We start from the raw sequence: 19,810 nt of genomic DNA, 5'->3' as shown, positions 1-19,810 counted from the left end.
GCCCACACCGGAAGTCCCACGTCGCGGGTGCGTACCGTGGTCACGCTACCGTCGAGGGGCTCGCTTTCGGGCGGCGCTCGACGCCGTCGCCCGCCTCGATCGCAGCGTCCACGGAGTTGATCCCTGAGGATCAAGGGTTCGCGGGGAGGCCTCGCGGCGTCCGGACTTGCACGTAGCGGGCTGGCCGGGAGCGTGCACGATGCGGGCTGGTCCCAGTTTGCGGCCTGGCCCTGCTCGGCTACAAAGCGCAGCGGCACGGGCGCACCTTGATCAAGGTCGGCCGATTGGCGCCAGTCACCCAGGTGTGCTCCGCCTGCGGGCACCTGGTCGGACCCAAGCCTCTTGACGTGCGGGAATGGGCCTGCCCCGCCTGCGGCATCCGGCATGACGGGGACCACAACGCTGCGAAGAACATGAGAGTGGCCGCTGGACCGGCGGCGTCAGCCTGCGGAGCGCCGATAAGACCAGTACCCGATCTGGTACAGCGCGATGAAACAGGAAGTCACGGATTCCCGCCTGAATGCTGCGCCGCGTAGCGGCGCAGCAACGACGGCGCAATCTCCCGCCTGCAGGAGGGAGTACAAGCAATGCCGTTATCAACGGTCCTGCGCCACGTGGCCACGGTGGCTCAGAGCCTTGGCGTTGTCAGCGTTTGAAGGTGTCCTTAGCACTCTCCTTCTTGTCCCGCATGTGGCCCCGTGCCTCGAGGGCGGCACCCTTTGCTGCGAGGGTGTCCTTGTGCACCGCCTGGGCCGCCTTTCGTACGGTCTTTCCGACAACCTGTTCGGCCTTTGCCTTGGCTTTCTCTGCGGCACTCATCTCAGTACCTCCGCGCTCACTGGCCGAGTGCCCTAGATGCACGGGTGAAACCCTGAGCACGTGGTTTCCCATGCGCCGGGCCCTACGGAGCGACCGCTTCGTCCCGAAGCTGCTGGGGACGCCCGCTCTCCTTGGGGGAGGCGCTCGCCGCCTGCGCCAATGGTCCCGGACGTCCATGGTTCGCTGCTGTGCGTCGCGGTTGTCACGCAGTTGGGCACGCCGCGCGCTTCCCCGCTGCAAGCCTGATCGGTCGGCTACTGATGGAATCCGTCGTACGAACTTGCGGGATCTGCTGGCGGCGTAAGGCGGAGGGCCCCAGCTGTCATGGCTGGTGCCCTCCGAGTGAACGGTTCTGTCCGAAGCCTTGCGCGATGGGTGTCCTACGGGGTGAAGACGGTTTTTGGTTCGCCGTCGCGTCCGTACGCCAGGGGGGTGGGCTCCTCGTTCTCATCGGAACGACGGGTGTGAACCCCGATCATGCCGAAGGCGGCGAGTGCTGCGGCGATGACCGCCGCTGTCCCGCACATCAGGAAGGCGGTGTTGAAGCCGCTGCCCAGGGCGTGCAGGGCGAGATCGTGCGCCGCGGATCCGGGGGTGCCGAGCGGCAGGCTGTTCACGGCGATGGGGCCTCCGGCCTCGGCGATCTGGTGAGCCGCTGCCGCCTGGCCGGGCGGCAGATCTGCGGTGGACAGGTCGGCCGAGAACGACCAATGAGGACGAATCCCGAGGTCAGAAGCCATGACGCGGCGACACGGTGCAGGAGCCGTGAGACGACGGGGATGAACAGGAAGGCAGGTCCCTGTAGGAGCAGGAAGGGGATCGCTACCCGGATCGGGTCCTGGTGCTGTACCGGACAGGACGGCCGGACCGTCGGACTCGACCGCGCAGGCCGCCCGGGCACCGGGCTATGCGAAAACACTCGCCGCCGCCTGCAGCGCCGTCTTCGTGGCCCAGGTTCCGGGGCGCCCGCCTTTCCCAGCCAGGGAGAACAGCAATGACGACCGACGCGCACCACGCGCTGCTGCCGCCGGACGCCTTCCACCTGCCGGTGGGCCCCGCCGTCACCCACAAGATCTTCCGTGACGCCGCACATCCCTCCCGACTGGTGCTGCCGTTCACGACGACCCCGGCTCCCGACACAGCGCGGTAGGCCGCTGTGCGCATCGACCGGCGCAGCGACTCCAAGTGAGGCCATGACTGGCCGGGGCCCGAGGACCCCGGCCAGTCGGCCTTTTCGGATCCCGGTCAGCCGATCCAGCCCAGGTGGGCTCGCCGCCGCGAGACCAGCAGGAGTCCCGCTCGGTCACCTCTGGGCTTGCCGACAGGACAGGACACCGTCAGAGCGAGGTCTGGGCGCTGCGTTCCAGCGCGACCCGGTTCCCGACCTTCGACCTGCCCGCGAAGCACGAGTTCCAGGAGGGACTACCGCAGCTACGGACAGCAGTGGAAAGGGCGCGGCTGTACCTGGGGGAGTAGGCGGCGACGGGCAGCACCGCGCGGTCGTCGCGCAGTACAGCGTCGAGCGGCGCGGCCCTCGGGGGCTCATCGCCCGTAGAGCGAGAGGGGCGCGCACCCGACTTGGTCCGCCAGAGCGCCATGCCCCCATTACGTAGATATTGTGGGAAACGTGATCGAGTCTGGACGGCCGCGGCTGCGTAGGCGCCCCGGCTCGGGAAGACTTGTACGGCTGTCGCCGGTCATCCTGACCATCGTCATCGCCGGCCTGGCCTACACCACTCCGCCGGAATTGGCCTTCAGCCGCCTCCTTCCCGCGGCGCCGGCCCTGGCCGCCGCCATGTGGCCGGTCCTGCCTACCGTCCTGCTCGGGACGGTCTGCCTGTTTCTGATGATCGGCCTCGGCCTCGTCTTTCCCGATCTGGGAACGTGGTGGACGGCCGCGGGGATCATCGCGGTCACCGTGGCCGCCGCGTACGGAAGCCATGTCCGCCTCCAGCGGGAGCGCACCCTCTTCCAGGTACGGCTCGTCGCCGATGCGGCGCAGCAGGTGGTGCTGAGCCCGATGCCACGCCGCTGCGGCAGCGTCGAGATCGAGTCGCTGTACCTCGCGGCCGCGGCGGAGGCCCGCATCGGCGGGGACTTCTACGAGGTGGTCGACACGCCTTACGGGGTCAGGCTGCTCATCGGTGACGTGCGGGGCAAGGGTCTGCCGGCAGTGGGGGCGGCCGCGGCGATCGTCAACGCTTTCCGGGAGGCGGCCTACAGCGAGCAAGACATGGTCGACGTCGCCCGCAGGCTGGACGCCAGCTGTATTCGTTACAACGCCGTCTTTCCGCCAGAGGGGGCGATGGAGCGCTTCGCCACCGCCCTTCTCGTCGAGATCCCGCACGATGACAGACGTATCGGCATCGTCAACTGCGGACACCCCCCGCCGCTGCTCCTGAGCCGGGGGAAACTCCGTTTCCTCGAGTCAGCCACGCCTTCGCCACTGCTCAACCTCGCGGAGCTGATCGGCGATCACTACAACGTCGACACCTTCGACTTCGCCCCCGGCGACCTGCTGCTTCTGTATACCGACGGGATAGCCGAGGCCCGCGCCCGCGACGGCGAGTTCTTCCCCCTGGCAGCTTGGATGCGCGGGCAGCCCCCGACACCGCCCCGCGAACTGCTCGCGGCTCTTCACCGCGATCTCCTGCGCTACAGCAGAGGACGCCTTGACGACGACGTCGCCGCCCTCGCCGTACGCCAGTGCGAGGCATGACGGCGCCGCCCTGGTGCCGCTCCCCGATGACGACGGGACGGCTGGTGCACCGAGCGCCGGACGCGGCAGGACCGTGGAGGTCATCGGCCTCAACCAGGACAGCGCCAGGAGGCACGGCAACCTCCCCGGAAACCACTGGTCCGTCCTCTCGACAACCGCCGCGCGGGCTTCGCGCGGCGGCCAGCTCGCTTCGGCGCGTTCGACGTCACGTGGCGGCCGTGCCATTCAGCACCCTTCATGGCGAAGCCTCCGTCATGCGTCATCGTCCGGGCAGTCGCACCCGAACCTCTTGTAGTAGCCACCCATTGCCGTCCGGGTCGCAGAACGAGGCGTACGAGGCGTAACTGCGACGCTCTGGATCGGGGCCGTTCACCGACTCCTGGACGCCGTTGTCGTAGACATTGTGGAAGACCTCGCTCACGTCGACGCCCCTGTCCACCAGGTCGGCGCGGGCGCGGTCGATGTCGGAGACCACGAGGTAAAGACCCTGGGCGGAGCCCGGCGTCACGGGGGTGACCCCGCGGCCGAAGATGACCGAGCCCACGGACCCCGGTGGCGTCACCTGTACGATCCGGAACTCCGGGCCGGCTTCGTAGTCCGCGTCGATCCGCCATCCCAGGCTCCTGTAGAAGCGCAGGGCACGGTCGACTTCAGCCACCGGGATGACGATGACCTCGAGGCTCATATTGATGGTCGGATCTTTTACGGCGTCCCCTGCACCGTCCTGATGTGCTTGTGGCGTACTCACATCGACCTCCCGTGACGGATGCCGGTTATCACCCGTGACAGGCCTCCAGCGGCGGGAATCCGATCAACGACCCTGGGTCATCCATGGACCAGACAGGACCTGATTGTCGCTTACTGGACAAAGTCGTGCGCGACGAGCTCATCGGCCCCGGCGTGAAAGTTGGAGGGGCAAGACCCAGGCTGGACATCGAGCGGTCGGCCGGCCTTCGCCGAATCATGGGCGGGGCGCGACCCGAGGTGTGGCCCGGACCTTGGCTACCCCTGCTGAGAAGCGGACTGCACCGATCGATGTAACTGTGGGGTGAGCGGGCCTGTCGTCAGCACGGGTGGGCAGGGGTGGAGGGCGGAGGTGTGTTCGAATGCCCAGCGGTGACGTGCTCGCCCTCGTCGATGAGAGTGGCCGGGTGGTCGAATGGGGACGTTCGGCTGAGGAACTCTTCGGGTGGTCTGCCGAGGAGGCCGTCGGCCAGCCTGTATCCACGCTCATGCGTGAGGCCGCCACTGACGGTGAAGGGCGGAGGGGCAAGTTCACGGATGCGGCCGCGGTACTGGTCAAGCCTGTACTGCGAGGTACATCCGTGGTGTGGCAGGTGCTCTCGGCGGGGGACACCATGTCGGGGCAGGACGTGGCGATCCTGAAGGCCGTGTTCACCCACTCCCCAGTGGGACTGCACGTCTTGGACGATCAACTGCGCGTGGTCCGCATGAGCACCACCACCGGTGGGCCGCGGGACGCGGAGGTGGAACGTCTGGTGGGCAAGCAGTTCACCGAGGCGTATGAACTCGCAAACCCTGAAGAAGAATCCGCCGTGGCGCAAAGGGTCCTGGACAGCGGAGTGCCGGTGGTGAACCGGCTCGTCCGGCGCATCACGTCACCCCGGCCCGCGCGCCGTATTCACTCCGTCTCCTACTTCCGCCTGGAGGACCCCAACGGCGATGCGGTCGGACTGGTGGCGTCCGCCGTCGACGTCACCGAGCGGGAGAAGGCACAGAACCGACTGGCCTTCTTGGACACGGTTCGCGCCCGGGTGGGCCACCGGCTGAACGTGATGGACGTCTGCCGGGAGCTGGTGGAGGCCGTGGTGCCCGCCTTCGCCGGCATCGCCGACATCGAGGTGATCGAAGACGTCGTCGGCGGAGAGGACCCTCCCTTGGTACCCGTCCCCCGGGACATTCCACTGCGCCGAGCAGCCTTCGAAGGCCGAATCGCGGATCACCCGGACGGAGTCTTTCGCCCCCTGCCGGTCGGAGTCTTCACCCCCCTGCCGGTCGGCACCCCCTTCTCAGACGTCCTGTCCGACCTGCGGCCACGCCTCGTATCGATCGAGGAGCACAGCTCGTGGCTTGCCGCCGACCCGGCCCGAGCCGAAGTCATCAGGAAATCCGGTTCGCACTCCCTGATCGTGGCTCCGCTGGCGTTGCGCGGCCATGCGCTCGGCGTGATCAGCTTCTACCGCCACCAGCAAGAAGACCCTTTTGAAGAGGGGGACGTAGCGGTGGCGACCGCCGTGTGTGCCCACGCTGCGCTCTGCATCGACAACGCCCGCCAGTTCATGCGCGAGTGGATCATCGCGCGAACCGTCCAGCGCAGACTTCTTCCCCAACCACCGGCCGCACACGCCACCGTGGAGATCTCCCAACTCCACCTTCCCGCTCCCGAAGGCGGCGGCGCGTGGTACGACGCCATCGCACTGCCCGGCGCACGCACCGCGCTGATCGTCGGCGACGTGGCGGGGCAAGGTATCGCAGCAGCCATCACGATGGGACTCCTGCGGACGGCCGTCCACACACTCGCCGCCCTGGACCTGCAGCCCGACGAGCTACTGGCCCGCCTCAGCGACACTGCAGCCAGTCTCGTGTCCGCGCGCGCAACTCTGCCTCTCATGGACCCCCTGAGCCGTGAGCCGCTCACTGCCGGCTGCGCCATCGCGATCTACGACCCGGTCGAACTCACCTGCACCATCGCCCGCGCCGGCCTCCCGGAGCCGGTCGCGGTCTTTCCCGACGACAGCTCGGCCGACTTGCGCGTCCCCCCGGGCCCCCCACTCGCAGAAACAGGCAACACCCCATTCCCCTCGACGACCGTCGACCTCTGCGAAGGAAGCACTCTGGTGATGGGCACGGCCGCGCTTGCGGACGAGGTCCTGGCGCCATCCGCTCCACTGCGCCCACTGCTGGACGGCGCCGGCGCAGCGCCCCTGCAGAACCTGTGCGACGACATTGCGCATGCCCTCGCAGACAGCCACCGGACGGGCGAGACACTGATGGTGCTCGCCCGCACCAAGGCGCTACCCCAAGATCGGGTACTGACCCTCTCGCTGCCTGAGGGACCCGAGGCCGCACCGATCGCCCGTGCAGCGGCCCGCCACCAACTGGAGGTGTGGCGGGTGGACGAGGAGACGGCGTTCACCACCGAACTCATCGTCAGCGAGCTCGTCGGCAACGCGGTCCGCTACGGCGCCCCGCCCCTGCAACTACGCCTGATCTTCGAGCGGATGCTGACCTGTGAGGTCAGCGACGCTGCAACCAGTGCTCCACAGGTGAAACATGCCCGCACCATCGACGAGACAGGTCGAGGACTGTTCATCATCGCGAGCCTCGCGGACCAGTGGGGCACCCGCTACCAGGCGCATGGAAAGACGGTCTGGGCAGAGCAGCCGACAGGGGTGTCAACGGAGCGCCAAATCGATGCCGGGCGTCCTACGTGAGCGACGCAGGCGGGGCCCGTCGTGCGGCGTCCCGGATCGCGAAATGCACCGCCAGAGGCACGCAGACTCGGCGGGGTCGCCCCATCCAACCCTGACCAGCCTTGCTGCGGCAGTCGGGGAAGGCCTGGAGCGCCTTCCCTTCCCGGGGCGCCGCACGGAATAGACCGGAATACGATAGATAGGGATCGTTTAGGTCATCGCCCTAGGATTGTCAGGGAGCGACCTATGGACACCTGGGACGAATTCCTTCGATGGGCCACTCCGTCGGCTCTACTGACGCTGGACGGCGCCGTCCGGTCTCTCAACGCCCCGATGGCCGCGACGCTGGGCAGGCCGGCGAAGCAATGCGTAGGGCATGACTTCATCAGCTTGCTGCCCGAAACGCAGCGTGCCGCAGCCGAGAGTCTGCTGATACACGGGGCCACAACGAAGACGGTCGCCATGCGTGTGCTGGAGTTCTCCGGACCGGGCGAGGCATCCGTGATCAGCCTCATCGAGGCCCGGCCAGTGCAGGATCCCGCAAGTCGCGAGAGGCTTGTGTGGGTGCACTCGGTGGACGCGCGAAACGACCCGGGCGGTCTGCTGATCCCGTTCCGGCTGGCTGCCACAGGCCGCGGACCTCGGCCTGTGGATGTACGCACCCTGGAAGCATCAGCTGGATTGGCTGGGTGGCGCTCCCGCCCTGGCCCTGCTGTTTCCGCATGCCTCGGTGTCCTTGCCCAGGGTGGTCCGGCGGGTTCACCCGGACGACCGGAAGGCCCTGAGACAGCTCGTACGTTCGACCGTAGCCCAGTCGCCCTGGATCAGCCTGCGGTTCCGTACCGAGAACGAGGAGTGGCACCATATCGCCTGCCAAACTCGCCGGATACAGCTCGGCTATGGAGGCCCCGAGCAGGTCTTCGGAGTGATCCGCGACGACACCCAGCTCGAGGCGCACCGACAGAAAGCGCTGGCCACGCTGGCTGCCGAGCGGCAGCGGGCCGACGAGATCGCTGACTTCTCCGCCGCGCTGATCACCGCCGCCAGCGAGCAGGAACTGCAGCAGGTCGTCCTGACACGGGTCGCCGCGACCTTCGGCGGCACGGGCGCCGTGCTTACACTCCTCGACGATGAGACGGGGCTGCTACGCGCCTCCTCCGATGCCGGGGTCGACCCGCGGCAGAGCGACTCCATGGCTGGCGTGTCTCTGGACGATCCGCAACCGCTGCCCTGTGCGATCCGAACCGGCACGCCGGAATTCATCGCCAACCACGAGGAACTCATACGCCGTTGGCCGCAGGCAGTCAGTACTCCGTACCTTGGCTCCTTCATCGCCATATCGATCATCCCCCTCAGTCCGGTCGGCGACCAGCCGCTCGGGGGCTGGGCGGTGACCTACGACAGCGAGCACCACTCGCCCCCGGACGAGCGCGCCCTCATGAGCACTCTGGCCGACCTGGCAGGCCAGGCACTCAAGCGCATCCGATTGCAACAGGCACGCGTCGAGCTGGCCACGGCGCTCCAGCAGCACATGCTCCCCACGCTGCCCGACCATCTCCCGGGCCTGGAGGTCGCCGCCCGCTACCAGCCCAGCCGAGACGGGCTCGACATCGGCGGGGACTGGTACGACGCCTTTGTGATGCCCAACGGAACAGTGGCCCTGGAGATCGGTGACAGCCAAGGGCACGACGTGGACGCGGCCGCCTACATGGGGCAGGTACGCACATCCATCCGCGCGATCGCCCCACACGAACCGGAACCTGCAACCGTGCTGACGCGCACCAACGAACTGCTCATAACGATGAACGCGGCACGATTCGCCAGCTGCACCATGCTCTACATCAATCCCCGCGACGGACAGGTCACCGGCGCCAGCGCAGGCCATGTGCCGTTGCTGTGCGCACGCGAGGACGGCAGCAGTGCCATCCGTGAACTGCCGGGCGGTCCGGTGCTTGGAGTCCTGACAGGCACCGACTACCTAGAGGAGACCTTCACGCTGGAAGAGGGCGCCGCGCTGGTCATGGTCACCGACGGCGTGGTCGAAGGGCCGACTCTAACGCTGGAAACCGGACTGAAGCGGGCCGGCACACTGGCCGGCCAAGCTCTCCACGACGGACTGAACGCCGAGGCGATCGCCGACCGAATTCTCGAAGCCGCGGTCGAGGTGGACCACCTCGACGACGTAGCCGTGCTGGTCATCAGGCGCATATGACGGATTGATGATGGCCGCTGCCTGCGGCCGGAACCAGAGGTGGTTGACTCGGGCTTCATTTGCCTGGCAGGAAGATCGCCCATCGCCAGGGTCATACGGTCGCTTCTTCGCGGAGCTGTTGCGAGGGTTGCCGGTGCGACGGCGCTCAACATTGCAGGCTATGCCGATATCGCACTGCGAGGCCGGCCGGTCAGCGCGGCACCCGAGATCACCGTACGTACGCTCATCGCAGCCGTCTCTCCTTCCAGTCGTATGACCCTGCACGGCTGCGACAACCGCAAACGCCTAAGACTCTGCCGCGCATCAGCCTTCGAGCCCTCACCGACCGCCTTCAGGGAGGACTCACAGTGAGGGCCATGCCCTCGGCATCGGCCCCGGAGCTGGCCTCGACGCCCTCCCCGCCCTCGGGGCGTCTCCCAGGTGCAGCGTCGTTCGACCCGTTATCAGGGACGGCCGCAGCTCTGGCCTGGTGACACGGGTGGTCGACGTGATGTAACGAAGGAGCATGAATGCCACTTGAGCGTCACAACCTGGTAGTCATCATCTGAATAAGCTCATATCGGTCACCGTGAAGACCGTTGGGTTAAGCATGAGCAAACGCCGTGAGCACGATGAATACGTCAGTGGTGTGCGGGCTGAACTCAGCGGGGCCTACTGGCTCGACAGCCCAGAGGGAGAAGGGCACGACCCCAAGCGCTGCCAATGGTGCGAGGCCCTGAGGAAGGCAGAGGCCGAAGCGAAACGCAAGAAGTCCTAGCCCTCGGCCGACTGAGCCTGAGCTCCGGCGGGCGGGCACCCGGGCCGCGCGCCCTTGCCCGCCCGCCGGCTCCGCAGTCGATGCCCCAGGAGCACGAGATGGGCGCTGCCTCGCGCACGAATGTGTCCGACGAGGTCGCCCTGGCCGACAACCTCGCCTTCCAGGTCGCCATCGACGAGGTCGCCGCCAACGAGAACCGGGGCTGCATACGCATCCGGCCCAGCGTGCGCGAACTGAAGGAATGCCAGCAAGTCCGCAAGCCGATGATCCAGTTGAGGGAGAACACCTGTCTCCTGCTCGACGACGAGGCCTGGATCCGCCGCAAGGGCGGGTAACCGGTGATCGGGAACTGGGCCGGCGCCGATACATGGACCGGCTAAATAGGGCCGTCGAACTGGGTCGTGGAAGGTGGCACGTTCGAGGGGAGCGCGCCGAGAGCCTCCGACGACCACAACCCCTCGGTGATGATGAACGTCTCCCACGGCGGCGGCAACATGCGCCAGGTCCGCCTCCTCAGCGCGAGCGACGACGCAGGGGGGACATCGTCCGCTAGGTCAACGCCGGCCGGTGACGAGCAGCGTGCCCAGCTCCTGATCCTGGGGGGCGGGCGCGACGCGGGCCGCGACGTCGGTGAACCCGAACCGCTCCAGCGTCTGAGCCCACGCGCCCGGCTCGTCCGCCCACCGCTGGATCCCTGCGGCTTCGCGTACGTGCCGCGCACGTGGGCGCCCCGTGCGTCGTAGCAGCCGGACCGCAAGCTGCCGGACGAGCCGGATGTTTTGTCGCGGAACACCCCACTCGCCGCCGCCCGGCGACTGGACCGCGAATGCGTAGGTCACAGGTACTGCCTTCGCCTGCCGCGCACGGTGTGGCGCCCCGTGGAGCACTCCGTCGCCGTTGCGTTCGACAGGTTCGCCGACAAGCCGAACCGACGGCGCAGCGCCCGAGGCGATGAGAAGACCGGCGAGCCGCGTCGACGGCTGACATCGATGGGTCCTGATTCGTCGTGTGAACGAGGAGACTCGTACGTGGAGACTGGGGGAACAGGACCGATGAAGATCACAGGCAGAGACGACGAGCCTCCGGTGCGGCCGGACGGCTACCTGTTCGATTCCGAACGTGGCGTCCTCGCGAATGTTGCCTATCGGCTCCTCGGCTCGCTGACCGAGGCGGAAGACGCCGTCCAGGAGGCCTACGCTCGCTGGTTCGCGCTTTCCGAGGCGCGCCGCGAAGGGATCGCCTCTCCAGGCGCCTGGCTGACCACCGTTGTGAGCCGGATCTGCCTCGACCAACTCCGTTCGGCACGTGTACGTCGCGAACGCTATGTCGGCGCATGGATCCCCGAGCCGCTGCCGGTTCGTGCGGAGTGGAGCGGGCTCTCGCTCGGGTCGACGGCGGATGATCCGGCCGACCACATCACGTTGGATGAGTCCGTCGAGATGGCGTTCCTGGTCGTCCTCGACGCGATGACACCGGCCGAACGCGTCGCCTTCATGTTGCACGATGTGTTCCGGGTGCCGTTTCGTGAAGTGGCCGAGATCGTCGGCCGAACACCGGGTGCCTGCCGGGAACTGGCCTCCGCAGGTCGTCGGAGGGTGGCCGCTGCCCGCAGCCGTGGTGCGGGGGCGCCGCGGCGTGCTGCGATCGTTCGTGACTTCCGGCGGGCATGGCAGGCCAAAGACGTGGATGCCCTGGTGAAGCTGCTGGACCCGTCAATAGTCGCGGTAGCCGACGGTGGCGGTCGCGCGATGGCGTCGCCGGTCCCGGTCCGAGGCCGTGAAGCCGTCGCGGAGTTCCTCGTGCGGCTGGTGGGTCTCGCCGGTCGACTCGACCTCGTCGAACGGACGGTCAACGGCCAACTGGGCCTCGTCGCGATGAAGGGCGGCAACGTATTGACCGTCTACGCGTTCGACATCGACGACGACCACATCCAACGGATCTGGGCGATCCGCAACCCGGACAAGCTGCGGCCATGGGCCAGTTGACCTCCTTGCCCCGATGGAGCTGACATCTCGCCCTGCTGTGCCGTCGAGTCATCGAGCCGGTTGCGCGTCGCATCGATGCGCCGCCTTGTCTGGCCAGGATCCAGATCTCAGAAAGGGCTGACCATGTCGTTCACTTCTCATACCTTGCACCTCACCGCTCGCGGCACGGACGAGGCGTCCAGCTGGTATCAGAAGGCGTTCGGAGCCGAGGAGCTCACCAGGCTGGTGGTGCCCGACGGCCGACTGATCCATGTCCAGATCCGCATCGGGACCCTCACCCTGATGCTGGCCGACGAGTTCCCTGAGCTGAAGTCCTTCGGACCAGAGCACTTCGGCGGTACCTGCGGTGCCATCTACCTGCATGTCGACGATGTGGACGCCGCCTGGCAGCGGGCCGTCCATGCCGGTGCCACCGTGATCCGCCCTTTGAACGACGCCTTCTGGGGCGAGCGAGAGGGGCAACTGCTGGACCCGTTCGGTCACCGTTGGGGGCTGACACAGCACCTCCGCGACATGCCGCTGGCTGAGCTGCAGGAGCTGACGAACGAAGCATTCGCAGGGCACAGTTGACAGTGAACCTTCGCCATCCTCGAGCGTGCAGGCCCGATGGCGATCTCAAGTTCTGGATCTGGCCGGAGTTCCGTGAATCCCAGGTAACCGAGTCGTGTGACGGAATGTTCCGGCAGGCCATGCCTCGCTGGTGGGTGACTGCTCGCTGGATGATGTGCCGTTCCCGGACGTCGATGTGCGGTCCGTCGCTCAGGTGCCCGGGGTGCCGTGCTGGCATGGACCTGCCCTCTCATGGGTCACTTAGGACTCCTAACAAAAGGAGGTTTCTGGACCTCCGGGAATGACGGCGTGTCAGTTCTCGTTGATGCTGGCCGAAGGGGGTGCAAGCCAGTCGAGACGAGGAAGACCGCTGCCAGGCCGTGGGAGATCGACGACGAGCTGTGGGCGCGCATTGAGCCGCTGCTGCCGGTCATCCTGCGTAAACCGCGACGTCCGGTTCGTAAGCGGCTCGATAGTCGCAAGGTGCTGTGCGGGATCCTGTTCGTTCTCTACACCGGGATCCGCTGGGAGTTTCTGCCCCAGGAGCTGGGCTTCGGCTCGGGGATGACCTGCTGGCGACGGCTGCGGGACCGGAACGAGGCCGGGGTCTGGCAGCGCCTGCACGAGCTGCTGCTCTCCGAACTGCAGGCCGCAGACCTGCTGGACTTCTCCCGCGCCGCAGTCGACTCCAGCCACATCCGCGCGATGAAGGGCGGGCCGGCCACCGGTCCGTCCCCGGTGGACCGGGGCAAGGTTGGCAGCAAGCACCACGTGATCGTCGAGGCGCACGGCATCCCGCTGGCCACGACGCTGACCGGCGGCAACCGCAACGATGTCACCCAACTGATTCCGCTGGTCCAGGCCGTCCCGCCGATCCGCGGCAAGGGCGGCCAGCCACTGCGCCGCCCCAAGCACCTGTACGCCGACCGCGGCTATGACCACGAGGTCTACCGGTACAAGGTCCGCCGGTTCCAGATCACCCCGCACATCGTCCGGCGCGGCCCGGGCACGGCTCCGGCCCAGGCGTTTACTGCTGGGTCGTGGAAGGAGCGATCGCGCTGCTGCAGTGGTTCCGCCGCCTGCGCACCCGTTGGGAGATCCGCGACGACATCCACCACGCGTTCGTCACCCTCGGCTGCGCCGTCATCTGCTGGCGACGACTCCGCACTGCACTTTGTCGGGAGTAAGGGTAGGTGTTGCGCCCCAGGAGATGGCCTGCTCGATGCGTCAGAACGCACTCGCAGCAGTCGGGCCCGCGCAGCCTCACATCTGAGATCTCAGCACGTCGACCTCACAGCCCGGCGCGAACGGGTCGAAGCCATGCTCGACCAGCCAGCGAACCACCAGCAGGCTTCGCAACGACCACCACGCGCGGATCACGTCGAGGTCGACGTCGGTGCCGTAGCCGACGATAACGTCGTCAAGGTGCTCCTCGTGTCCGAGCGTGAAGGTGGCGAGGTCGTACAAGGCATCACCCTGGCCCGCCTCGGACCAGTCGATGATGCCCGTGACCTCGTCGCCGTCGACGAAGACGTGCGCGATCTGCAGGTCGCCGTGCGTGAACGCCGGAGTCCACGGCCGGAGCGCGGCCTCGGCGACCTGGCGGTTGCGGGTGACCAGGTCCGCGGGCAGGACGCCGTTCGCCACGAGCAACTCGCACTCGTCGTCGAGTTCCGTCACCAACGCGACGATGCTCCGGCCGGCCTGGCCCGGCCGGGACGGCAGCGGCGCATCGTGCAACTTCCGGATGGTGGCCCCCGCCGCGGCCCACGCCGCCGGCGACCCGGTCGACGGCCCACCGAGGCGCCCAAGCGTCGTCCCCGGAAGTGCGGCGATCGCGAGCACGGGCGGCTTGCGCCACAGGACCTCCGGGGTTGGGACTGGCGCGAGGGACATCGCCTCGACCTCGACGTCGATGCGCGCCTGATCGGCGTCCACCTTCAGAAACACATCGCCGACGCGCAGGGTCGCGCGCTCGGAATGGGCGACGACGACTTTGACCTCATCCATGGGCGACCAGTATCCCGGGGATGATCGCCGACGTCGCCGGGTTTCTCACGTGCGATTACGCGGCTGACCGCGTCCCGCTACCCTGTGGCCTCGTGCACGACACCGACCTCTAACCAGTCAAGCCCACAACTTTTGTTAGGAGTCCTTAGGATCGGTGACCGTGACGGACACGGGTGACGAACTCAGCTGGCTGCAACGGTGGTACGCAGCCCAGTGCGACGGTGACTGGGAGCACGAGTGGGGCGTGCGCATTGCAACGCTCGACAACCCGGGCTGGACAGTGGACATCGATCTTGAAGAGACTTCACTGGCCGGCCGGGCCTACGCGCGGACAGACCTGCGACGCAGCGACTCCGACTGGGTGATGACGAAGGTGTCGGACGACGTCTTCCAAGCGGCATGCGGTCCGCTCAACCTCGGTGAAGTGCTGAGCCTGTTCCGGCAGTGGGCCACCTCGACGGGCCGGGGGGATGCCACGTAGAGCAGCCCGGCAGAACACGGTGAGCAGTATGCGCGCCGTCAGCTGCCGTCGGTCTTGAACCGGCTCCCTCCGGCCTGGCTCCGGCTGTCCGGCCGTGGGTCGAGCGGATGAGTACAGAGATCAGGACAGCCAGGTCAGCTGCGCCGGCGGCGTCGTCCGCGTAACGCGTGACCTGCAGGGGACCGACCTCATCCAGCCGTACTCCCTCCAGCTCCAGGACATAGGCGAGGGTGAGCATGGCGAGCCGGGCGTTACCGTCAGCGAAGGGATGGAAGAACGCCACGTCCAGGTAGGCCCTGGCCGCGCGCGACGGCAGGGGTACCCGCTGGTCGGCGCTGTCACGCAGACAACGCTCAAAGTCCCGCCGAGTGCGTGGGGTGAGTGCGTACCGCTCCCGGCCACCCTTGGCGAAGGCGTCGCCTTGTCGGAACGAAACCTCAGGCAGACCGAGGACAAGCTGCTGCCATTCAGTCAGCAGCTGGAGAGTGAGGGGGCGCCTCCGCGATGCGTCTGCGTGGGCCTGAGCCAGGGCCGCAAGCAATCGGTCGGCTCGGGCCGAATCGGTGGAACGCTCTCCCGCAACGCACCAGTTGCCGAAGCCGTCCACAGCTGCCTCGACCGGAGCCGGCGTCTCACCCGCCGCGGAAATCCAATTGACCTGGTTCCTGACATGGCACCACGCAGCCAAGGCATCAGCGGTCACGGTAGGCTCGCTCTCCGGTCAGGCCCACGGCGAGACCCTCGCTCACATTCTCGACCAGCATCGGCGACGGTTGCGTCCAGCTCTCGAACCGTCCACCGATCGCGGTCTCGACCGCGTCCCTCGCGGCTTCCGGCCTCATGCCCGTCGAAGAGAGAAACCAGGTCAGCACCGTGTGACAGAGGCCGTACCAACCGCATTCGGCACCTGTGCGGTCCACGACCACTGTCACCAATCGGGTGGCGGCCCGCTCCAGGTGCCAGCTGCGCTCCTCGGCGTCCGCTCCGGAAGGCGGCGCCAACTGGGCAAACCGCTCGGCCAGTTCTTCCAGCCAGTCGCGCCACTCCAGCAACGACGCGATCACCTTGTCGGCAGTCGCGGCGCGCTCACCGATGGAATGAGAGTCGCAGCACCAGCTGGTGACGACACCGCCCCCACCGCCCTCGCCGACCGCCCAGTGCCATCCGCAGGTCCACCGACCGTATCGGGCTGCCAAAAGCACCGTCACCTCGGTGGTGAAGCGATGCTTCTCTTCCCACCCGGCACCGGCCGCGGGCACCATCGAGGCGATCGTCGCGGCGACCTGGGAGTCCTCCTCATCGTTCCAGACGAAGGCAATTCGATCGGGATCGACGGCAGACCACGGCAACCAGGCCGGTGCGAGCTCGTCATTGATAGCCGTGGCGTTCCTCCAGAACGGGCGGGGCAGGACAACGGAGCGATCATGCCAAAGCCGCGCGCCTTTGGCCCGTAAGTTTCCGGCGCCCTTGATCTGCTTCGGTGACACGCAGGTCTGACACTGCCCGGAACCGACTCAGCTCCAAGAGGCGGTCGCAAGATGTCCGGTCAGGAACCTTCAGTACGGTGCGGCCATCTCGGTGAGAACGCCGTTCAGTTGGCCATGGTGCCAGAACGGAGGGTTACGAGGTGGAGCCGCGTAGCGCCCGAAAGGTACGGCGGTTGCTTCTGACCAGGTCCTGCCAGGGCAGCTGGCTGCGGCGGAATCGGTGCTTTCCCGGGCTTCGAGAGAAGTGGGACGACCGGTCCTGTGGCCCGAATAGCGCTGTCTGGTTCGGGCGCGGTGCACAGGGCACATGGACCGAGCTTTGGCCGCGTGGGTGTGGCGTGACGATCGAAGGAGTTGCAGATGCACCCATTCTGGAGCGTGGTACGTGGACGGCGGCGGGCCGACGTGTCATGGGCGGTCGTCCTTAGGTGGTCTCGCCGAGATCCTCATTGAGTCGTGCCGCGGCTTCGGCGCTCGACGGCCGGTTGGCGACGAGCTGGGTCAGGTGTGCTTCAAGGGCCTTGAGTTGGTCGGGCCCCATATGCGCCGCCCAGCGCTCGCGCACATCGTCGAAGAGGGAGGCGCCGAGCGTCATCATGTCGTGGCCGCGGTCGGTGACGCGCAGCCGCTTGAGGCGGGCGTCGCTCGGGTCCGGCTCCCGCTCGACGTATCCGAGCTTCTCCAGTGCGGTGATCGTCCGAGCCGCACCCTGTTTGGTGACCGAGAGTCGGCGGCCGAGCTCCGAGGCTGTGTCCGCTCCCTCGTCGATGGCACGCAGGGCGAACTCATGCGATGCGCGCACGCCCGGGTGTCCGCGGTGCGCCAGTTCGCTGTGGACGTCGTCGACCATCGACTGGAAGCCGCCGAGGAGCAGCAGTGCGAGTTCAGCGCCGGAGGAACGTGCCATGCGACGGAGTGTACGAGAAACGGAGGTCGACAACTATGTTGTCGATCTGTAGATTGACAACCATGTTGTCGATCGAATCCGGGAGAACGATGGACCCCATTACCGGCAGCTCCAGCATTGCGGGCGTCGAGCACCACCGTGTCAGCGTGAACGGGACCGAACTGCACTACGTATCGGCCGGAACCGCCGGCTCGCCCGTCGTCCTGGTCCACGGCTTCCCTGAGACCTGGTGGGTCTTTCGCAAGCTGATCCCCCTGCTCAGCGAGCGCCACCGCGTATTCGCCCCCGACCTTCGCGGCTTCGGCGACTCCGCCACCGCGACCACAGCGCACGACAGCGTGACCGCGGCCCAGGACCTGAGTGAACTGATCACGCGGCTCGACGTGGGCCCCGTCCACCTTATGGGCCAGGACATCAGTGGCCCCACCACGTTCCGTGTCGCCGCCACTCGCCCCGATCTCGTGCGAAGCTTTGCGGCGATCGAGACCGGGCTGCCCGGGTTCGGTGTCGAAAAGCTGGCGGACGTTGCCCATGGCGGCGCCTGGCACATCGGCGTGCTCGCTGCCCCGGGCATCCCCGAAATGCTGCTCGCCGGACGGGAACGGGCATTCCTCGCGCAATACGCGATCCCGTCCCTCTGCGTGACCCCCGATGCGTTCACCGACGAGGACATCGACGAACTCGCCCGCTCCTACGCACGACCTGACGCGTTCAACGGCGCGGCCGGACTGTATCGATCGATGCTGCGGGAAGGCGACGAAATCCGCCAACTGGCATCCCGGAAACTCCCCATGCCCGTGCTCGCCGCCAGCGGCAGATCGGGAGAGTTCACCCCGGCGACCCTGCGCCAGGTCGCCGGGGACGTCAGTGTCCTTTCCCTCGAAGGGATCGGCCACTATGCGGCGATGGAGGGCCCCGACTTGCTCGCAGAGGGCCTCTTGTCCTTCTACGAGAAGCTTGACGATATGGGGTGACACGGGCCGGTCCACAATCACTGACAGCTGACCGAGCCAGGCACCGGAAAACGGTCACGCAGTGCGCGGGAAGTACAAGCCGCGAAGACGTCTCCATCTCGCTCGGCTTGCCAGGGTGTCCAACCAGCCTCTGTACGCCGGGCGCCTTCCGGGGGCGTGTCAGACCTGCTGGAGGGCCTCGGGATTGACCTCGCAGTGGTCCACCTCGGCTGCCAAGTCATCACCGCCGACCGGCACCTTTGCGGTCACCTTGCCCTTTGCGGGCACCTTGACCTCGTAGAAGAGAGCTTCCACCGTGCCGTCGTTCATATCGAGGAACGCGACATGGACGTCGAACCGCATGGACTTGTTGTTGGGGTTGCTGACCTGGACGGTGGCGTACGGCGTCTTCGCGTCGGCGCACTTGATCAGGCGCACGGTTCCGTTCTCCAGCGACTTCCCGTTGCCGGTCGCGGAAGATGACGGCGTGGAGCGGTAGCGGGGCCGTCGCGTGGAGCCGCTGCCGCCGGATGACCCGGACGAGCTGCTGTACACATCGTCGTCATCGCCGTACGTGGATCCGGAGGTGCCGCCGCCGGACGTGGACGAGTTCGACGAACTGCCGTGGTTCTGTGAGGAGCTGCTGCATCCGCCCCCGCCGCTGCTGTGCCCCCGCGAGTGTCCGTGCCCCCGTCCGGTCGAGAACCCTGTGAGGGCCAGCACCAACATGCCCGCAACCGCCGTCAGTTTGATTCCCCGTTGCATCACGCCAGTACTCTACCCACCCCACTTCAGGCATGACGCAGGGGAGTTGACCGTCAAGCCGCAAGCTGATGGAGCCCCGGACGAGCCGCAGAGCTGTCGATGAGGACAGCCTCTGGATGCTTCCGCTCCGGAAGCGTTGGGAGCGGGGCCCGAGTGGATGCCCGTATCGAGGGCGGAGACACCCTGGGCCTGTGCCCAGGGGGTCGGGTGTGTCCGGACCGCGGTGGCGGATCCACCGCATTGGACGCTGTCGGTGGTCAGCCCTTGTCGATGCTCAGGGTGATGAGCGAGCGGATCGCCGTGTACGGCTGGGACGCCGAGTTGCCGACCAGGCCCGCGGTGCGGTCGGCGCCCAGGTCGTCGAAGGTGAGCAGGACGATCTCGTCCTTCCCGTCACTGTCGAGGTCGGCCACGAAGTGCTCGCGGGCGCCCAGCGCGCTGAACTCGGCAACGGACCGCACGTAGTTGTCGTCGGACTTCAGGACCGCCGGGTCGTAGGCGCCGACGAACTGGGTGCCGCTGGCCACCAGGACGCGGGCACCGCCGGGGCCGTTGGCGAAGGATGCACTGCGGATCTCGGCCAGCGAGATCACCTGGTGGTCCTGGCCGTTCGGACCGTAGGTGCGCATCGAGACGAGGCCGCCCTCGCTGAACGCCGACATGAATCCCTCGCCCCGCAAAACGGACGCACCCGTCCCAAGGACCCACACCGACTCGGACCGCAAATCGACG

At 67.3% G+C, this 19,810-nt stretch carries 21 protein-coding genes and 1 pseudogene; 12 read left to right on the top strand and 10 right to left on the bottom strand.

The window, feature by feature from the left end; translation table 11 throughout:
• Positions 1-266 precede the first annotated feature (266 nt).
• On the top strand, positions 267-536 hold the full coding sequence (locus tag OHO83_RS00840) for a zinc ribbon domain-containing protein (protein ID WP_330278434.1): 270 nt from the start codon (positions 267-269) through the stop codon (positions 534-536).
• A 109-nt stretch (positions 537-645) separates the two neighbouring features.
• On the opposite strand, the gene OHO83_RS00835 is transcribed toward OHO83_RS00840, so the two are convergent.
• Positions 646-819, bottom strand: a complete 174-nt coding sequence (locus OHO83_RS00835; RefSeq protein ID WP_266679957.1) for a hypothetical protein — start codon at positions 817-819, stop codon at positions 646-648.
• Between the two features lie 380 nt (positions 820-1,199).
• A complete protein-coding gene (locus tag OHO83_RS00830; protein ID WP_266679959.1) occupies positions 1,200-1,559 on the bottom strand; it encodes a hypothetical protein in 360 nt (119 codons plus the stop codon).
• Between the two features lie 254 nt (positions 1,560-1,813).
• Between OHO83_RS00830 and OHO83_RS00825 the strand changes: the two genes are divergently transcribed.
• Positions 1,814-1,969, top strand: coding sequence for a hypothetical protein (locus OHO83_RS00825; RefSeq protein ID WP_330278433.1), 156 nt, complete (start codon positions 1,814-1,816; stop codon positions 1,967-1,969).
• Positions 1,970-2,446: 477 nt separating this feature from the next.
• Positions 2,447-3,538, top strand: a complete 1,092-nt coding sequence (locus tag OHO83_RS00820) for a PP2C family protein-serine/threonine phosphatase (protein WP_266679963.1) — start codon at positions 2,447-2,449, stop codon at positions 3,536-3,538.
• A 259-nt stretch (positions 3,539-3,797) separates the two neighbouring features.
• On the opposite strand, the gene OHO83_RS00815 is transcribed toward OHO83_RS00820, so the two are convergent.
• Positions 3,798-4,223 carry a VOC family protein gene (locus tag OHO83_RS00815; protein ID WP_323187106.1) on the bottom strand — a complete coding sequence of 142 codons (426 nt, stop codon included), beginning with the start codon at positions 4,221-4,223 and terminating at the stop codon, positions 3,798-3,800.
• A 421-nt stretch (positions 4,224-4,644) separates the two neighbouring features.
• Here OHO83_RS00815 and OHO83_RS00810 point away from each other — a divergent pair, with 421 nt between their 5' ends.
• The 4 genes and pseudogenes from OHO83_RS00810 to OHO83_RS00800 all read left to right on the top strand — a co-directional run bounded on the left by OHO83_RS00810 (position 4,645) and on the right by OHO83_RS00800 (position 10,276).
• Positions 4,645-6,993, top strand: a complete 2,349-nt coding sequence (locus OHO83_RS00810) for a SpoIIE family protein phosphatase (RefSeq protein WP_330278432.1) — start codon at positions 4,645-4,647, stop codon at positions 6,991-6,993.
• Positions 6,994-7,218: 225 nt separating this feature from the next.
• Positions 7,219-7,539: pseudogene (locus tag OHO83_RS46835) on the top strand (PAS domain-containing protein); the annotation flags it as partial.
• Between the two features lie 85 nt (positions 7,540-7,624).
• Entirely contained in the window at positions 7,625-9,184 is a 1,560-nt protein-coding gene (locus tag OHO83_RS00805; protein ID WP_330278431.1) for a PP2C family protein-serine/threonine phosphatase, read from the top strand.
• A gap of 855 nt (positions 9,185-10,039) precedes the next feature.
• Entirely contained in the window at positions 10,040-10,276 is a 237-nt protein-coding gene (locus OHO83_RS00800) for a hypothetical protein (protein WP_330278430.1), read from the top strand.
• Between the two features lie 219 nt (positions 10,277-10,495).
• Here the strand turns inward: OHO83_RS00800 and OHO83_RS00795 are convergent, their stop codons facing one another.
• Positions 10,496-10,780, bottom strand: coding sequence for a hypothetical protein (locus OHO83_RS00795; RefSeq protein ID WP_330278429.1), 285 nt, complete (start codon positions 10,778-10,780; stop codon positions 10,496-10,498).
• A 213-nt stretch (positions 10,781-10,993) separates the two neighbouring features.
• Here OHO83_RS00795 and sigJ point away from each other — a divergent pair, with 213 nt between their 5' ends.
• The 3 genes from sigJ (at position 10,994) to OHO83_RS00780 (ending at position 13,662) form a co-directional block, all read left to right on the top strand.
• Entirely contained in the window at positions 10,994-11,926 is a 933-nt protein-coding gene (gene sigJ, locus OHO83_RS00790; protein ID WP_330278428.1) for an RNA polymerase sigma factor SigJ, read from the top strand.
• A 75-nt stretch (positions 11,927-12,001) separates the two neighbouring features.
• Complete coding sequence (locus tag OHO83_RS00785) at positions 12,002-12,496, top strand: VOC family protein (protein ID WP_330278427.1); 495 nt, start codon at positions 12,002-12,004, stop codon at positions 12,494-12,496.
• Between the two features lie 366 nt (positions 12,497-12,862).
• A protein-coding gene (locus OHO83_RS00780) for an IS5 family transposase (RefSeq protein WP_443066091.1) occupies positions 12,863-13,662 on the top strand; the annotation gives its coding sequence in 2 pieces (ribosomal slippage) (positions 12,863-13,496 and positions 13,496-13,662; 801 coding nt in all).
• 76 nt (positions 13,663-13,738) lie between these two features.
• Here OHO83_RS00780 and OHO83_RS00775 read toward each other — a convergent pair.
• Complete coding sequence (locus OHO83_RS00775) at positions 13,739-14,485, bottom strand: phosphotransferase family protein (protein ID WP_330278426.1); 747 nt, start codon at positions 14,483-14,485, stop codon at positions 13,739-13,741.
• Between the two features lie 154 nt (positions 14,486-14,639).
• On the opposite strand from OHO83_RS00775, the gene OHO83_RS00770 reads away from it, so the two are divergent.
• Complete coding sequence (locus tag OHO83_RS00770; protein ID WP_330278425.1) at positions 14,640-14,966, top strand: immunity 53 family protein; 327 nt, start codon at positions 14,640-14,642, stop codon at positions 14,964-14,966.
• Here the strand turns inward: OHO83_RS00770 and OHO83_RS00765 are convergent.
• From OHO83_RS00765 to OHO83_RS00755, 3 genes are all read right to left on the bottom strand, one after another.
• Entirely contained in the window at positions 14,896-15,573 is a 678-nt protein-coding gene (locus tag OHO83_RS00765) for a Fic family protein (RefSeq protein ID WP_330280696.1), read from the bottom strand. The genes OHO83_RS00770 and OHO83_RS00765 overlap by 71 nt on opposite strands.
• An 85-nt stretch (positions 15,574-15,658) precedes the next feature.
• Positions 15,659-16,453 carry a hypothetical protein gene (locus OHO83_RS00760; RefSeq protein ID WP_330278424.1) on the bottom strand — a complete coding sequence of 265 codons (795 nt, stop codon included), beginning with the start codon at positions 16,451-16,453 and terminating at the stop codon, positions 15,659-15,661.
• Between the two features lie 424 nt (positions 16,454-16,877).
• Complete coding sequence (locus OHO83_RS00755; RefSeq protein WP_266679979.1) at positions 16,878-17,360, bottom strand: MarR family winged helix-turn-helix transcriptional regulator; 483 nt, start codon at positions 17,358-17,360, stop codon at positions 16,878-16,880.
• A 62-nt stretch (positions 17,361-17,422) separates the two neighbouring features.
• On the opposite strand from OHO83_RS00755, the gene OHO83_RS00750 reads away from it, so the two are divergent.
• On the top strand, positions 17,423-18,334 hold the full coding sequence (locus OHO83_RS00750) for an alpha/beta fold hydrolase (RefSeq protein WP_330278423.1): 912 nt from the start codon (positions 17,423-17,425) through the stop codon (positions 18,332-18,334).
• Positions 18,335-18,493: 159 nt separating this feature from the next.
• Here the strand turns inward: OHO83_RS00750 and OHO83_RS00745 are convergent, their stop codons facing one another.
• Both OHO83_RS00745 and OHO83_RS00740 read right to left on the bottom strand, forming a co-directional pair.
• On the bottom strand, positions 18,494-19,078 hold the full coding sequence (locus OHO83_RS00745; RefSeq protein ID WP_330280695.1) for a hypothetical protein: 585 nt from the start codon (positions 19,076-19,078) through the stop codon (positions 18,494-18,496).
• Positions 19,079-19,335: 257 nt separating this feature from the next.
• Positions 19,336-19,740 (bottom strand): hypothetical protein, encoded by a 405-nt coding sequence (locus OHO83_RS00740; protein WP_330278422.1) that lies wholly within the window; start codon positions 19,738-19,740, stop codon positions 19,336-19,338.
• Positions 19,741-19,810: the final 70 nt, after the last annotated feature.

The organism is Streptomyces sp. NBC_00569, from assembly GCF_036345255.1.
Classification (GTDB): domain Bacteria; phylum Actinomycetota; class Actinomycetes; order Streptomycetales; family Streptomycetaceae; genus Streptomyces.
Note: the sequence above shows the minus strand (reverse complement) of the source record. Positions and strands in the feature narration are given on the sequence as shown.

Excerpts from the sequence above, each read along its gene's own strand:
- OHO83_RS00835 (WP_266679957.1), bottom strand. The coding sequence starts at position 819 with ATGAGTGCCGCAGAGAAAGCCAAGGCAAAGGCCGAACAGGTTGTCGGA.
- OHO83_RS00830 (WP_266679959.1), bottom strand. The coding sequence starts at position 1,559 with ATGGCTTCTGACCTCGGGATTCGTCCTCATTGGTCGTTCTCGGCCGAC.
- OHO83_RS00825 (WP_330278433.1), top strand. The coding sequence starts at position 1,814 with ATGACGACCGACGCGCACCACGCGCTGCTGCCGCCGGACGCCTTCCAC.
- OHO83_RS00815 (WP_323187106.1), bottom strand. The coding sequence starts at position 4,223 with ATGAGCCTCGAGGTCATCGTCATCCCGGTGGCTGAAGTCGACCGTGCC.
- OHO83_RS00810 (WP_330278432.1), top strand. The coding sequence starts at position 4,645 with ATGCCCAGCGGTGACGTGCTCGCCCTCGTCGATGAGAGTGGCCGGGTG.
- OHO83_RS00805 (WP_330278431.1), top strand. The coding sequence starts at position 7,625 with ATGTACGCACCCTGGAAGCATCAGCTGGATTGGCTGGGTGGCGCTCCC.
- OHO83_RS00800 (WP_330278430.1), top strand. The coding sequence starts at position 10,040 with ATGGGCGCTGCCTCGCGCACGAATGTGTCCGACGAGGTCGCCCTGGCC.
- sigJ (WP_330278428.1), top strand. The coding sequence starts at position 10,994 with ATGAAGATCACAGGCAGAGACGACGAGCCTCCGGTGCGGCCGGACGGC.
- OHO83_RS00785 (WP_330278427.1), top strand. The coding sequence starts at position 12,002 with ATGCGCCGCCTTGTCTGGCCAGGATCCAGATCTCAGAAAGGGCTGACC.
- OHO83_RS00775 (WP_330278426.1), bottom strand. The coding sequence starts at position 14,485 with ATGGATGAGGTCAAAGTCGTCGTCGCCCATTCCGAGCGCGCGACCCTG.
- OHO83_RS00755 (WP_266679979.1), bottom strand. The coding sequence starts at position 17,360 with ATGGCACGTTCCTCCGGCGCTGAACTCGCACTGCTGCTCCTCGGCGGC.
- OHO83_RS00750 (WP_330278423.1), top strand. The coding sequence starts at position 17,423 with ATGTTGTCGATCGAATCCGGGAGAACGATGGACCCCATTACCGGCAGC.
- OHO83_RS00745 (WP_330280695.1), bottom strand. The coding sequence starts at position 19,078 with ATGCAACGGGGAATCAAACTGACGGCGGTTGCGGGCATGTTGGTGCTG.
- OHO83_RS00740 (WP_330278422.1), bottom strand. The coding sequence starts at position 19,740 with ATGTCGGCGTTCAGCGAGGGCGGCCTCGTCTCGATGCGCACCTACGGT.